This window comes from Photorhabdus aegyptia (assembly GCF_000612035.1).
GTDB lineage: Bacteria > Pseudomonadota > Gammaproteobacteria > Enterobacterales > Enterobacteriaceae > Photorhabdus > Photorhabdus akhurstii.
This window is the reverse complement of record NZ_JFGV01000070.1, coordinates 1-14,730: the sequence shown is the minus strand read 5'-3', so window position 1 is coordinate 14,730 and position 14,730 is coordinate 1. Positions and strand designations below refer to the sequence as shown.

General features: G+C 39.1%; 12 protein-coding genes. 10 read left to right on the top strand and 2 right to left on the bottom strand.

The window, feature by feature from the left end; all coding sequences use genetic code 11:
• Positions 1–53 precede the first annotated feature (53 nt).
• A complete protein-coding gene (locus tag BA1DRAFT_RS18060; protein ID WP_036781980.1) occupies positions 54–233 on the bottom strand; it encodes a YoaH family protein in 180 nt (59 codons plus the stop codon).
• A gap of 139 nt (positions 234–372) precedes the next feature.
• On the opposite strand from BA1DRAFT_RS18060, the gene pabB reads away from it, so the two are divergent.
• The 8 genes from pabB to mntP all read left to right on the top strand — a co-directional run bounded on the left by pabB (position 373) and on the right by mntP (position 8,732).
• Entirely contained in the window at positions 373–1,743 is a 1,371-nt protein-coding gene (pabB, locus tag BA1DRAFT_RS18055) for an aminodeoxychorismate synthase component 1 (protein ID WP_036781978.1), read from the top strand.
• Positions 1,740–2,303, top strand: coding sequence for a CoA pyrophosphatase (locus BA1DRAFT_RS18050; protein WP_036781976.1), 564 nt, complete (start codon positions 1,740–1,742; stop codon positions 2,301–2,303). The genes pabB and BA1DRAFT_RS18050 overlap by 4 nt, the downstream gene beginning before the upstream one ends.
• Positions 2,304–2,474: 171 nt before the next feature.
• Positions 2,475–3,839: an L-serine ammonia-lyase gene (locus tag BA1DRAFT_RS18045; protein WP_036781974.1), complete on the top strand. Its 1,365-nt coding sequence runs from the start codon at positions 2,475–2,477 to the stop codon at positions 3,837–3,839.
• 622 nt (positions 3,840–4,461) lie between these two features.
• Positions 4,462–5,445, top strand: a complete 984-nt coding sequence (manX, locus tag BA1DRAFT_RS18040; protein ID WP_036781971.1) for a PTS mannose transporter subunit IIAB — start codon at positions 4,462–4,464, stop codon at positions 5,443–5,445.
• Between the two features lie 75 nt (positions 5,446–5,520).
• The gene (locus BA1DRAFT_RS18035) at positions 5,521–6,321 is read left to right on the top strand and encodes a PTS mannose/fructose/sorbose transporter subunit IIC (protein ID WP_036781969.1); all 801 of its coding nucleotides are present in this window, start codon (positions 5,521–5,523) and stop codon (positions 6,319–6,321) included.
• Positions 6,322–6,334: 13 nt separating this feature from the next.
• Positions 6,335–7,201, top strand: coding sequence for a PTS mannose transporter subunit IID (locus tag BA1DRAFT_RS18030; RefSeq protein ID WP_036781967.1), 867 nt, complete (start codon positions 6,335–6,337; stop codon positions 7,199–7,201).
• A gap of 65 nt (positions 7,202–7,266) precedes the next feature.
• Positions 7,267–7,725 (top strand): DUF986 family protein, encoded by a 459-nt coding sequence (locus BA1DRAFT_RS18025; protein ID WP_036781965.1) that lies wholly within the window; start codon positions 7,267–7,269, stop codon positions 7,723–7,725.
• Between the two features lie 425 nt (positions 7,726–8,150).
• Positions 8,151–8,732, top strand: coding sequence for a manganese efflux pump MntP (gene mntP, locus BA1DRAFT_RS18020; protein ID WP_051560850.1), 582 nt, complete (start codon positions 8,151–8,153; stop codon positions 8,730–8,732).
• 205 nt (positions 8,733–8,937) lie between these two features.
• Here the strand turns inward: mntP and rlmA are convergent, their stop codons facing one another.
• The gene (rlmA, locus tag BA1DRAFT_RS18015; RefSeq protein ID WP_036781961.1) at positions 8,938–9,756 is read right to left on the bottom strand and encodes a 23S rRNA (guanine(745)-N(1))-methyltransferase; all 819 of its coding nucleotides are present in this window, start codon (positions 9,754–9,756) and stop codon (positions 8,938–8,940) included.
• Positions 9,757–10,095: 339 nt separating this feature from the next.
• Here rlmA and BA1DRAFT_RS18010 point away from each other — a divergent pair, with 339 nt between their 5' ends.
• Positions 10,096–10,287: a hypothetical protein gene (locus BA1DRAFT_RS18010; protein WP_036782008.1), complete on the top strand. Its 192-nt coding sequence runs from the start codon at positions 10,096–10,098 to the stop codon at positions 10,285–10,287.
• Between the two features lie 530 nt (positions 10,288–10,817).
• Entirely contained in the window at positions 10,818–14,555 is a 3,738-nt protein-coding gene (locus BA1DRAFT_RS18000; protein WP_082303722.1) for an SIR2 family protein, read from the top strand.
• Positions 14,556–14,730 lie beyond the last annotated feature (175 nt).

The window sequence follows — 14,730 nt, the reverse complement described above, 5'->3', positions numbered from 1 at the left end:
ATGTCAGGTAAAACAAATGTGTGATTATTGTTAAATAAATAATTTAATTATGTTCATTTTTCATCATCAAACACTACATTCACCTGTTCTTTTCCTCGATGCTGTTCACGAATTTCTTGAGCAACCAACGCAATCGCTTCCCCACTGCTCATTCCTTCAACCATCAATTGCTGAATTTTTTCCACTGCTAGTTGCTGTTCCTGATGGGATAATGTTGGCATATCCGAAAACATGATAATAACCTCTATAAAGTGATCTATGCCGAGGAGTATAGCGATTTTTAACTCAAGTAAGGAATAGATTTCTATGTTAATCTGTAAGGATTAAAATCAAAACTAACTTTTACGTTACAACTGCTAAACCAACATCATAATGAGTATTTCACTACAAAAACGGCAATTACCTTATCAACCAGACGCTGCCATCAACTATTTTGCGCCGATTTCAAACCAACCTTGGGCAATGCTGCTCCATTCTGGTTCTGCCAACCACCCCCATAACCGGTTTGATATTATGGTTGCAGAACCACGGATAACACTGCTCAGTCATAATAAATCGACTGAAATAAACGAAGATGGTGATATCTATATTACTGAGGAAGATCCCTTTCACCTGCTAAAAAAACAGCTAAAGAAATTAAATATTACAGCAAAACTTGATGCTGATTTGCCATTTCAGGGTGGCGCACTCGGTTTATGGGGATATGACCTAGGGCGTTATATTGAAGAATTACCGTCACAGGCCAAAAATGATCTCTCATTTCCGGATATGGCAGTAGGTATTTATGACTGGGCACTGATTGTTGATCATCATAAAAAAGAGGTGATTTTATTCAGTTACAGTGATGTTGATACACGCCTGAACTGGCTTACATCTCGCCAAATTTCACCAAAAGCAACTTTTACGTTGACCAGTGAATGGCTGTCGAATATGAGCGCTAAACAATATAATGAGAAGATTAACTGCATTCATCACTATCTGTTAAGCGGCGATTGTTATCAAGTTAATCTGGCACAACGATTTTGCGCCGATTATCAAGGAGATGAATGGCAAGCATTCATAAAACTTAATGAGAGCAACCGCGCACCTTTTTCAGCCTTTATTCGTTTACCGGAAAACAGCGTTATCAGTGTCTCTCCCGAACGTTTTTTACTCTTGGAAAATAAACAAATTCAAACTCGCCCGATCAAGGGAACATTACCGCGCTTAAGTGATGCAGAAAAGGACGCCGTGCAAGCTGAAAAACTCGCGGCGTCAAAAAAAGACCAAGCTGAAAATTTGATGATTGTCGATTTATTGCGGAATGATATTGGCCGGGTAGCCACACCAGGGTCAGTTAAAGTTCCCGAATTATTTATGGTTGAACAATTCCCTGCCGTCCATCATCTGGTTAGCACCATCACCGCAACACTGCCAAATGAACAACATGCTACGGATCTATTACGTGCCTGTTTTCCCGGTGGTTCTATTACCGGTGCTCCTAAAATCAGAGCAATGGAGATAATAGAAGAGCTTGAACCTCACCGCCGACATGGATATTGTGGTTCAATTGGCTATATTAGTTTCTGTGGCACAATGGATAGCAATATCACCATTCGTACCCTCTTAACCGAGAAAGAAAAAATATATTGTTGGGCCGGCGGCGGGATCGTTGCCGACAGTATTGCCGAAAAAGAGTATCAGGAAACATTTGATAAGTTGAATTGTATTTTGCCACAACTAGGGAAAATAAAAGTCATATGATATCGCTGTCTGATTTCGTTAACAGATTTCAGTTACAACTTCCACCACCACCTAAACGGCTTTCAGATAACAACCGCCATGCTGCGGTGTTATTACCCATCATCTGCAAACCGAAACCAACGTTATTATTGACTCGACGCTCCGCCACCTTACGATCACATGCCGGTCAAGTCGCCTTTCCAGGAGGGGCTGCTGATCCTAAAGATAAATCAATAATCGCGACAGCACTACGGGAAGCAGAAGAAGAAGTTAACATACCTCATCAGAAAGTTCAGGTTCTAGGCCAACTGGCCCCTTTAAATAGCATCAGCGGCTATCTGGTGACGCCTATTGTCGGATTATTGCCCCCCGGATTATCCCTCCATAGTAACCCGACAGAAGTTGCCAAAATATTCGAAGTTCCTCTATCTGAAGCACTTTCACTTTCGAATTATCATTATCTTGATGTTAATCGCCGTGGTCAGCAACATCGTGTCTATTTTTATTGGTATCAGCAGCATCTCATTTGGGGATTAACAGCGACAATAATTCATCAATTAGCTCAACAAGTTCAAGTTTGATCCAAATCATTTAAGGATAACTAATTTGTATTTTTTTTGCCCATCTTTATCACTGTTGCTATCATAATTCAAAAAAAACTGTAAACTCCCTTATCAACACTACTAAATCACAGTAAAGTAGCGTACCTCAATACATATAACTATATCTCTATCTTTTTTAAGGAGTCTGGCGTGATTAGCGTTTTCGACATGTTTAAGGTCGGTATTGGCCCATCTAGCTCTCATACGGTTGGTCCGATGAAAGCCGGCAAACAGTTTGTCGACGATCTGGTAAACCAGGGATTAATGCCTTCTATCACGCGTGTAGCCGTCGATGTTTACGGCTCACTCTCATTAACCGGCAAGGGTCATCATACGGACATCGCCATTATCATGGGTCTGGCAGGTAATTTGCCCGCCACCGTTGATATTGATTCGATCCCCGGTTTTATTCGTGATGTAGAGCAAACACAGCGTATTAAGCTGGCCAACGGTTTACATGAAGTCGATTTCCCGCGTGATAGCGGCATGGTTTTCCGTAGTGATAACCTGTCATTACATGAAAACGGCATGCAAATTCACGCATTCGCGAGGGACAAAAAAGTTTATAGCAAAACCTACTACTCAATTGGTGGTGGTTTTATTGTTGATGAAGAACATTTTGGTAAACCCTCTCAGGATACCAAACCCGTTTCATATCCATTCAATTCAGCAAAAGAATTACTGATGAATTGTAATAAAACCGGGTTATCTATTTCCGGTTTAATGATGAAAAATGAGCTGGACCTCCACAGCAAAGAAGAAATTAATGCCTATTTTGCCGATGTCTGGGATACCATGCGGGCCTGTATTGAACGTGGTTTGAACACAGAAGGGGTTTTACCTGGCCCACTGCGTGTACCACGCCGGGCAGCGGCACTACATCGCATGCTGACCTCATCAAACAATCTGTCCAATGATCCAATGAATGTTGTGGATTTAGTGAACATGTTCGCTCTGGCAGTCAATGAAGAAAATGCTGCGGGTGGACGTGTTGTTACCGCACCAACCAATGGCGCTTGTGGCATTGTTCCTGCCGTACTCGCTTATTACAACCATTGCATTGAACCTGTAACGCCAGAACTCTATATCCGCTATTTCCTCGCTTCCGGCGCTATTGGCATTCTCTATAAAATGAATGCATCAATATCTGGAGCTGAAGTGGGTTGCCAAGGGGAAGTAGGTGTTGCCTGCTCGATGGCAGCAGCCGGCCTTGCTGAGCTGCTTGGCGGCAGCGCTGAACAGGTCTGTGTTGCGGCTGAAATCGGTATGGAGCATAACCTCGGCCTTACCTGTGACCCGGTGGCAGGCCAGGTACAAGTACCTTGTATCGAACGAAATGCCATTGCTTCAGTAAAAGCAATCAATGCTGCACGCATGGCTTTGCGCCGCACCAGTGAACCACGTGTTTCTCTCGATAAAGTTATTGAAACCATGTACGAAACAGGTAAAGACATGAACGCTAAATATCGTGAAACATCCCGCGGTGGTCTGGCAATTAAAGTTCAGTGTGATTAATCAAATAAATAACCTGTTTTTTAATCAATAAATACTTCTGTAATGAAAATATCCCTACCTTATGGTTGGGATATTTTTTAGCCAAAACTTAAAATGATCATCTTTTGATCTAAAAAGATGAATATGTTTTCGATTTTAAATTAATAAGATGTTACCGAGAGCAGAATAAACATCTAACAATAAACAAATTATAGATAATTATAAATTAATTTTACAATTTTTAGCTTATTAAATTGTTTTGTGGTTAACATTTTTATCTATTTCATTTTTTCTGACTGACAGCAATTTTCCTTCGGTATTTCTAATGTTAATCTAACAGCCGATTTTTTCAGTCAATAAGAGATAAAGTCTAAATCAAGTCAAATATTTAGGTATCATATTGATAAAAGGTCATTATACATACAAATAAGATTTTTATTGGAGGAATGATTCATCAAAATTATTGCAGTAACTTTGTAATAATCCTGCGTTGATACCCAATGGATTTCAAGATGGATCGCGACGGCAAGGGAGCGAATCCCCGGGAGCATAGATAACTATGTGACCGAGGTGAGTGAGTGCAGCCAACAAAGAGGCAACTTGAAAGATAACGGGTATATATTGTTAACAGAGGGGAAAACAAGTGAGTATAGCCATTATGATTGGCACGCACGGGGCTGCGGCTGAACAACTGCTTCGTACCGCAGAGATGTTAATTGGAGAGCAAGAAAATGTTTCTTACATTGACTTCGTTCCTGGTGAAAATGCCGATACTTTATTTGAAAAATACAACAGTAAACTCGAAACGCTTGATACAGAGCAAGGCGTACTGTTTCTTGTCGATACATGGGGAGGAAGTCCATTCAATGCGGCTAGCCGTATCGCCGTAGATAAAGAGAATTATGAAATCATCACCGGTGTTAACGTTCCAATGCTGGTTGAAACCTTTATGTGTCGAGATGATGACCCATCTCTGACAGAGCTGGTTTCTGTTGCTCTGGAAACAGGGAAAGAAGGCATCCGGGCCCTGAAAACAGAAGAACCTCAAAAAACTGAACCAGCCAAGCCTGTAGCATCCGTTGCGGCACCTTCATTTGCACCATCAACCGGTGGTCATATGAAAATTGCATTGGCCCGAATTGATGACCGCCTCATTCATGGTCAGGTCGCTACTCGTTGGACAAAAGAAACCAATGTCAAACGGATCATTGTCGTCAGCGATGAAGTTGCTGCTGATACTGTCCGTACCACCTTACTAAAACAAGTTGCTCCACCGGGGCTCAGTGCTCACGTTGTTGATGTTGCAAAATGTGTTCGCGTTTATAACAACCCGAAATATGCCAATGAACGTGTCATGTTGCTGTTTACAAACCCAACAGATGTTTTGCGTTTAGTCGAGGATGGTGTCGATATCACATCTGTCAACATCGGAGGAATGGCTTTCCGTCAAGGGAAAACACAAGTTAACAACGCAATATCCGTTGATGAAACCGATATTGAAGCCTTCAAAAAACTAGATGAACGAGGTATTGAGCTTGAAGCCCGTAAGGTTGCCAGTGACAGCCGTCTACAAATGATGGATCTACTCCAGAAGGTTAAAAACGAAAACCAGATCAGAGCAATTTAACTATTACTCAATGACAAAAATTTCTCAATGATAAAAATTTCTCACCAAATTTAATTTGGTTACAGGAGACAAACAATGGAAATTACCGTTGTTCAAATTACATTGATATTCATCGTAGCTTGTATAGTCGGAATGGATTCCATTCTTGATGAATTTCAATTCCACCGCCCACTCGTGGCCTGCACCTTAATCGGGATCATTCTTGGTGATATGACAACCGGTATCATTATCGGTGGTACGCTAGAGATGATCGCCCTTGGCTGGATGAATATCGGCGCTGCAATTGCCCCGGATGCGGCCTTAGCATCAATCATCTCAACGATTCTGGTCATCGCCGGTGGTCGTGATATCGGTGAAGGTATCGCCTTGGCCATTCCACTAGCAGCAGCAGGACAAGTTCTGACTATCATTGTACGTACCATCACAGTCGCCTTCCAGCATGCGGCTGACAATGCAGCAGAACGTGGCAGCCTGCGGGCGATTAGCTTTATCCACCTATCCGCATTACTGCTCCAGGCAATGCGTATCGCCATCCCTGCCCTGATCGTTGCACTATCGGTTGGCACCAACGAAGTCCAGCAGTTACTTGCCTCTATTCCAAAAGTGGTAACAGATGGCTTGAACATCGCAGGAGGGATGATCGTCGTTGTGGGTTATGCAATGGTTATCAACATGATGCGCGCCGGCTACCTAATGCCTTTCTTCTACCTCGGCTTCGTCACAGCGGCATTCACTGAATTTAACCTGGTTGCATTAGGCATTATTGGTATTGTTATGGCCGTGCTGTACATTCAGCTAAGCCCTAAATATAACAAATCTCAGGTAGTTGCTGCCCCCGGACACACCAATAACGATCTTGATAACGAATTAGATTAAAAGGATGAGCAACATGTTAGATACAACAAAAACGGCTGCTCAGACAGCAGACCAGAAAAAACTGACGCCCAGTGATATCCGCGGTGTATTTCTCCGTTCTAATGTGTTTCAAGGTTCATGGAACTTTGAACGTATGCAGGCCCTGGGCTTCTGCTTCTCTATGGTGCCAGCTCTTCGTCGTTTGTATCCAGAAAATACCGATGAGCGTAAACAGGCACTTAAACGCCACCTTGAATTCTTTAACACTCACCCTTATGTCGTTGCGCCTGTACTGGGTGTCACTCTGGCAATGGAAGAACAGCGTGCTAACGGTGCAACCATTGATGATGGTGCGATCAACGGTATCAAAGTTGGTCTGATGGGACCATTGGCTGGTGTTGGCGACCCTATTTTCTGGGGGACAGCCCGCCCAGTCTTTGCTGCTTTGGGCGCCGGCCTCGCAATGAGCGGTAGCTGGCTTGGGCCTGTCTTATTCTTCTTCTTATTCAACCTGGTACGCCTGTTAGTTCTCTATTCAGGTATCTCTTATGGTTATAAGAAAGGGATCAATATCGTTCAGGATATGGGTGGCGGCTTCCTGCAAAAAATGACGGAAGGAGCGTCAATCCTTGGTCTATTTGTTATGGGGGCGTTAGTTAATAAATGGACAAAAGTCAATATCCCGTTGGTTGTATCAGAAATTCCTAACCAACAGACGGGTGAAAAGACAATAACCACGGTTCAGAATATTCTCGATCAGTTGATGCCAGGCTTGGTACCACTTTTGCTGACATTTGCCTGTATGTGGCTATTACGGCATAAAGTCAATGCTCTGTGGATCATTATTGGCTTCTTTATTCTGGGGATTATTGGCGCCAGATTTGGTTTCCTTGGTCTCTAGTAAATATCATTCGGGGAGGAGCTCCTCCCCATCTTTTCTTTTTTATAACAATATAGGGATAAGGAATGAGCCTTAATGATATAGTATTAGCTGGTTTAATCGTACTAATGCTAGCTTTTGCTGTTTATGATGAATTCGTGGTTAATTTGCTGAAAGGGAAAACCTACTTACAAATACAGCTAAAAAGAAAACACAAAATTGATGCACTTATCTTTATTATCCTTATTCTTATTGTTGTTTATAACAATATTACCACCTATGGTAGCCGTTTAACCACATATTTATTGTTGTTTACTACCCTGGTGACTATTTATATTTCCTATATACGTTCGCCTAAGTTATTGTTTAAGAATAACGGTTTCTTCTATGCAAACACCTTTATTTCCTATAACCGGATAAAAACCATGAATTTATCTGAAGATGGCATCCTGGTTATTGGTTTAGAAAACAAGAAATTATATATATCAGTAAGCCAAATTGATGATTTAGAAAGAATTTACAAATTCCTCATCGAAAATAGATAGATAAGAAATAATAATATATAAAGAAATAAATAATAAACAGTCAGCTATACGCTGGCTTTTATTTTTCCCATAAAATAGATAATGATAATTATTATCAATATCATTGATTAACCCTAAAAATAATATTATTTTCCCTTTTTGAATTATTGTGCTATCTTTTAAATTGTCATGGGGAGTAGCCTGTTTCAGAGAAGCGATTTAGTTAATTTCTCTGAAAAGCCCGTATCAACACGCTCGTTACAAAATAAACGTGGTGCGGGTAGCCTTATTGCTATCTTAATAGGCATTATTGTTGCTCAAAATAGCAAATGAAATAGTCTAATGAGATAGCTATTAATTCGGTTGGCAAGACCATTGCATATAGCACCATCATTGGTTGGGGGTGGGTTATATGTATATGGAAACACCCAACCGAGGCTATATTAATGAATATGTACGCAACCCTCATCCTAGCTTTAGCACTATCAATGGATGCCTTTGCTGCTTCAATTTGCAAAGGGGCCGCACTACATAGACCGCATTTTCGTGAAGCAATCCGTACCGGTTTAATATTTGGTTTGGCAGAAGCCTGTACCCCATTGATTGGCTGGTCTCTAGGGCTTTATGCCAGCCAATATATTATGGAGTGGGATCACTGGATTGCTTTCACTCTGTTATTCATTCTGGGTTGTAGAATGATTACAGAGAGTTTCAAAGCAAAGCAGGAAAAAAAGTGTGAGTCACCCTGCCGCCATAATTCAATTGTGTTGATAACAACAGCCATTGCCACCAGTCTGGATGCAATGGCAATTGGTATTGGGCTAGCGTTCCTTGAAGTCAATATCGTGCATACTGCGATGGCTATCGGAATGATGACAATGGTTATGGCAACATTGGGCATGTTAATTGGCCGTTATATTGGCCCACGGTTAGGTAAACGCGCTGAACTTATTGGTGGGCTGATTCTAATTGCAATTGGCTTCAATATCTTATTTGAACATCTAGAATTATTTATGTACGCCAAATAACGCCACCAGCCCAAAATATTTATACCCGTAAAGCCATAGGGTATATCTGTTAAACACTATACCCGTCATCTTTCAAGTTGCTTCTTTGTTGGCTGCACTCACTCACCCCGGTCACATAGTTTGCTATGTTCCCGGGGATTCTCTCCCTTGCCGTCGCGATGCATCTTGAAATCCATAGGGTATATATTTTGGGCTGAAATCTTGATCAATTAAGGCGTTGATAAACCCGCAGTATAAAATCAGTTTCACATCCAAACAGCATTCTATCTGCCAATCCTTTTTTCACATCTTCTGCTGCTCGCCAGGCAAATGGTGTCATCTGTAATAAATGATACGCTTGTACGCCATCTAATTTCATTGGATAAGATAACGATTCATCGGTTATCAATTCAAATCCTTCCAACGGTTCTGCCTTCAATGGATGAAGATGAATATTTTGATAAATCAACTCCTTGAGCTGATAAAGATGGCGAGGACCTGGGGTGACTGTCAAAACAATTCCCTGTGGCTTAACCACCCTTGCCAGTTCTTCCGCTTTGCAAGGCGCGTAAATCCTTAATACCCCGGCAAGCGATTTATCGGCAAATGGCAAACGATGGCTCGACGCAACACAAAAGCTAACAGCCGGATAACGCTTAGCTCCATAACGAACTGCGATCTTAGCAACATCTAACCCATAGATTTTAAGATTACGTCTCTTGCTTAATTGCACTTCAACCGCAGCGGTGTAATAACCTTCACCGCATCCTATATCCAACAAACTCTCTACATTTTCTGGCAGATACTTTTCCAGTAATTCCGAAACCCGTTGTTGTAATGGTTGATAATGCCCTGAATCTAAAAACGCTCTTCTTGATTGCATCATCTCCGGACTATCCCCCGGCTCCTTGGATTTTTTATGCTGAACGGGCATCAAATTAACATACCCTTCTTTAGCACAATCAAACTGATGATTATTCTCACAGCGCCATTGCTGTCGAGCGAGCAATAAAGAGTGATGACATAAGGGACATTGATAAGACATAAGATTCCAAAAATATAAGCAAAAACCAGTCGGCACTATAGCATATTCTGATACTTTTCGTCGTGAATCATACCAATTAATAATTCTATATAAACGACTAATCATTATCTTGAATGAAATTATATTCCATTATTTTCAGTCCTTTTTTTGAAACGGCTCGCAATATTTCTATGGCATAAATCTATTTATCAGGTATGATTCTTCAATCAAAACTTAAGAAAACATCATTGCTAATAAATTATTTAACTAATAGAAACAACTAATAATACGGATAATATAATGAATATTTTCATACAATATTTTCATAAATTAAGATCAATTTCACCGAAATTCGATATTATGCCCAATACAAACTACTTTGATCTTATCCCACAGAAAAGTGACGTTGATACTTTAGCCGATGATCTGGATAAAGTCCGTGCGGACTTTGCAGCGGTATTAAAGCAATTCAATGATGAAATTATATTATCTACAGGGAAAGAGACGATACATGAACAAAAGAATCACCGGAAAACATCCGAAAATAGCTAAACAATCTAATCAAGGTGATATCAATCCATTATATCCTATGGATTTCAAGATGCATCGCGACGGCAAGGGAGAGAATCCCCGGGAGCATAGCAAACTATGTGACCGGGGTGAGCGAATGCAGCCAACAAAGAGGCAACTTGAAAGATGACGAGTATATAAATAATATCCCAAAATAGCGCTACATTTTATACCGCTCATAATTCTATGTATAACAATGAGTTGAAGAGGGCTATGTGTAGCATAATTACGAAATGTTATTTATTATCAATTTCCTGATTCAGAAATATTAACGCTTTATGAACAACATCAGAAACACAAACATGGGATGGAAAAAATTTGCCTTATTCCAAGGTAAATGATAAAAAAGTATAATGAAATTATTTGCAATATAAGGAGAGAAAATTGCGGTTTATTCAAGATGGGCCACTTATTCCTGATGAATTATTACTTGCCCGTGATCAAGGGCGCGTAGTTTTCTTTTGTGGCGCAGGGGTATCTCTTGCTAAAGCTAAGCTTCCTAGTTTTTTCAATTGGCACAGAAAGTTATTGATTTACTCGGAACGACTAATGATAGCCGAGCTCGTCAACTTTATGATTTTTTGAATAAAGGATTAAAAGATAAGGAAGGAAATGAAGTTGAATTACCTTCTTATGCATCAACCCTTATTTCAACAGATCGGATATTTAGCTTATTAGAACAAGAGTTCGAAACGAATTTAATTGAAAAAACTGTAGCTCAAGTACTGAAACCATCGGACATAGTTGACACATCTGCACATAAATCATTGTTAGACCTTGCCACTACATCCGAAGGTCGAGTGCAATTAATTACAACTAACTTTGATCGCTTATTCAATGAGTGTTCCTTGACAGAGATTCCGTGTTTTCTACCTCCAAATTTACCAGATTTATCCAAAAATGAATTAATTGATGGACTGGTATATCTTCATGGAAGATCTAATTCCGATTACATTGGTGCAGAAAGCAATGGTTTTGTTTTATCAGGTTCAGAGTTTGGAAGAGCCTATCTTTCCGATGGTTGGGCAACGAACTTTATTCGAGAGATTTTTTCTAAATATACAGTTGTATTTATTGGCTATTCTGCAAATGATCCCCCAATGCAATATTTGCTCGAAGGACTTAATAAAAATCTGATAAAAGCAAAAAATGTATATGCATTTCAATCTGGAACCATAGAAGATACAAGAAAACTATGGGAACATAAGGGTGTTCAAGCAATTGCTTATAGTCCTGAAGATAAACATGCCGCTCTTTGGAAGACATTAGATGCTTGGGCGAAAAGAGCGCAGAACGTAGAGCAATGGTATAGCGAAACTATAGAGATGGCTCGACGTGGCCCAACCAATCTCTTATCCCACGAACGTGGACAAGTTGCTCATATTGTATCTACTTCAAAAGGTATGGAAAAATTTGCACTTGTCGATAATCCACCTTCTGCAGAATGGTTATGTGTTTTTGATCGTAATATACGACTTGCTACACACTCTAATAACCGCTGGCCTTTGAGATGTAACACTTCCCCTGAACCTTTCACTTTATACGGTTTAGACTTTGATAAAACACCTGATATTTATCAAAAGAATAATGAAGATATAGAAATAGCTAAAAAGGCATGGGATGCGTTTCAACCACATCATGATGATGTTAAAGAGTTAAACGAGAAACATTTTGCTTCATTCAGAACAACATCTGAATATGGAAACTCAAAGTTATCTAGTAGACAATGGTATCTTGGTGCTTGGCTTGCAAAAGTAGCTCATCAGCCGACAGCCATATGGTGGGCAACGAAACAAAATTATCTCGAACCAGCTATCCAACATTACATTTTACAGAAACTTAAAGAGAATAAAATAGATAGTGAAATTCGCAAAATCTGGCAATACCTAATTGAGTCTTGGCAATATGAAGATAAAGATTTAGATCTCCACTGGTATAGTCTATCACACGAAATTAAAACATACGGTTGGAATGAAGTGACGTTCCGTCAATATATAAAACTGACGCGCCCATATTTAGCTGTATCTAACAAAATAAATAGCCTTCTTCCTCCAATTAATACGATAACTGAGCTTCGTGAATTTCTGCAATTAGATGTACGGTATATAGAAAAACACCATTTTGATGCAATTAATATTCCAAATTCTTTACTAATTAAAGTGATTCCAGAACTGAGGAAAAATATTGAATACGCTTATTCGTTAGAATCAGAGAAAAGGACACCTCACTCAGTGCGTTTGTTATCACCAATTAGAGAGGATAGCAGTATAGAACTAGGTTTAAGTATAAGAGATGTCGGACTGGAAGGATACGTATTGCGATACGTACATTTGTATGAAAGGTTAATTCAACTAGACCTGTATGAAGCAAGAAACGAATTCTTGAGTTGGCCCAGAAATAATCCTATATTTTCACAAATTCGTATATGGATTGCATGTAAGCCTGAAATCGTCCCCTCTTCCGATTTTTACCCACTTATCAATGCATTAAGCGATGATGAATTTTGGAATGAACATAATCAAAGAGACCTGATGCTAACACTTGCAGATAGATGGGATGAATTAAGAGAGAATGAGTGCATTGAAATTGTTGAGCGTTTATTAAAAGGTAGGCTCATTCCTGCATATATAGATAGTAATCTAGGCGATAAATGGCAAGCTGATAGTATCCTAAATCGAATATTCTGGCTTAAAAATAAAGGTTGTAACTTTTACATTGATATAAAAGAGCAAGTTAGAGAACTTCATAATATATATCCTGAATGGGAGATTGAGCTAGAAAATAATGCCACTACCTCTATGAAATCCAAAGGCGGATATATAAGCATTGAATCTAACTGTAATGAATTATTGTATATTCCTATAAGGGATATTATTCCGCAAGCCTTAGAATTTAATTGTGTTGAACAGATCGTTTCAAAGAGGAACGACCCTTTTAAAGGATTATCACAGCAATATCCATTAAGGGCTTTTTCTGCACTAAGACATTGGGCTAAAGATAAAAAAGAGTATCCTAAAGAAATATGGAAAAAGTTCCTGTCATCTGAATCGCGAAAAGATGATAAAACAAAGTTCATTTATTTTATTGCAAGACAAATGATGTCTTATTCTAACGAAGATTTAGTCTCAATTATTGATCCTACTTTATGTTGGATTTCGTCTATAAATGAAAAATTAGCTTCTATAGATATTGATATCTATGATGCATTATTAAAGCATCTTATTAATACTATAGGGGTAATGCCAACTCCTATTACTACCATCGAAATTAAAAGAGAACGGCGCGATTGGATTCCAGAAGCTGATAACTCTCCCATATTATCAATCGCACATATATTGTTTAAAGACTCTCGTCTAAACAATTTCTATTTAGAAGATAAATTATCTCAGCAATGGTTTTCTCATATTGAACGTTTGAATGCTTTATCAGGTGATTCCAGGAAATATGCCTTAGTATATTTAGCCAAACAATTAATTTGGTTACATCACCATATTCCAGTGTGGACTAATAATAATTTGTTACATGTTATCGAAAATGGTGAGCCAGACGAGAAGGAAGCATTCTGGAATGGCTATTTCTGGGGAGAAACCTACCCCAGAAGCTCTCAGTTGTATGATATTTTGAAACCATTTTTACTAGGCTTTTTACGTAATAGCGTGTCATTTCACTCTAAGCATCAAACAAATTCAATAGCAAATTTTTTATTATTTGGTTGGGCTAGTGAATTGTATGAAAAATCAAAGCAATTTATTTCCGATTCTGAATTTAGAGATGCACTTGTTTATGGTGATGAGAAGTTACGCCATAAGATCCTATGGTTGCTATGGAGGCTTTCTTCAAAAGATGAACCTGATAATAAATTTTTTTTACAATGGCGAGATTTAATAATTCAATTTTTTACCCATGTTTGGCCTCGTCAAAAGGCAATAAAATCACCAAAAACAACAGAAAATATTTCCCGTCTTTTATTTTCTCAAGAAACTATGTTTCCAAAGTTAGTAGATATTGTTATGCCTTTCTTAACATGCACGAACAATGGTGAATCCTTGATGTATTATATTAAAAACGAAGCAATAGTTAAAAAATTCCCTAAAGAAACAATAGCGGTTTTATCCAATACTTTACCTGAGGATGTAAAGAAATGGCCTTATGATTTTGAGAAATGGCTTGAAAAAATGGAAAAAGCTGATGCCAGCTTAGGTTCTGATAGCAAACTCATTGAGCTTAAATATAAGTGGGAGTATCGCTAGACACTAATACAAATAACAGTCCCTCTCTCTATGAGTCTGTGGCTTTGCATATAGCGTTAACTGCAACATCCCTAAAGTAGCAGGGTGAGATCTCACATTTTTAATAAGGTTATTTTGATTAAATAAAAATCAGAATATGACTTTTTATAGGCATTTCTCTCATTAAAACGTTAAG

What these genes read in the sequence shown, in the direction of transcription:
- mntP (WP_051560850.1), top strand. Translation starts at nt 8,151, where the DNA reads ATGAATATGTACGCAACCCTCATCCTAGCTTTAGCACTATCAATGGAT.
- BA1DRAFT_RS18050 (WP_036781976.1), top strand. Translation starts at nt 1,740, where the DNA reads ATGATATCGCTGTCTGATTTCGTTAACAGATTTCAGTTACAACTTCCA.
- BA1DRAFT_RS18030 (WP_036781967.1), top strand. Translation starts at nt 6,335, where the DNA reads ATGTTAGATACAACAAAAACGGCTGCTCAGACAGCAGACCAGAAAAAA.
- BA1DRAFT_RS18010 (WP_036782008.1), top strand. Translation starts at nt 10,096, where the DNA reads ATGCCCAATACAAACTACTTTGATCTTATCCCACAGAAAAGTGACGTT.
- BA1DRAFT_RS18060 (WP_036781980.1), bottom strand. Translation starts at nt 233, where the DNA reads ATGTTTTCGGATATGCCAACATTATCCCATCAGGAACAGCAACTAGCA.
- BA1DRAFT_RS18025 (WP_036781965.1), top strand. Translation starts at nt 7,267, where the DNA reads ATGAGCCTTAATGATATAGTATTAGCTGGTTTAATCGTACTAATGCTA.
- BA1DRAFT_RS18035 (WP_036781969.1), top strand. Translation starts at nt 5,521, where the DNA reads ATGGAAATTACCGTTGTTCAAATTACATTGATATTCATCGTAGCTTGT.
- rlmA (WP_036781961.1), bottom strand. Translation starts at nt 9,756, where the DNA reads ATGTCTTATCAATGTCCCTTATGTCATCACTCTTTATTGCTCGCTCGA.
- pabB (WP_036781978.1), top strand. Translation starts at nt 373, where the DNA reads ATGAGTATTTCACTACAAAAACGGCAATTACCTTATCAACCAGACGCT.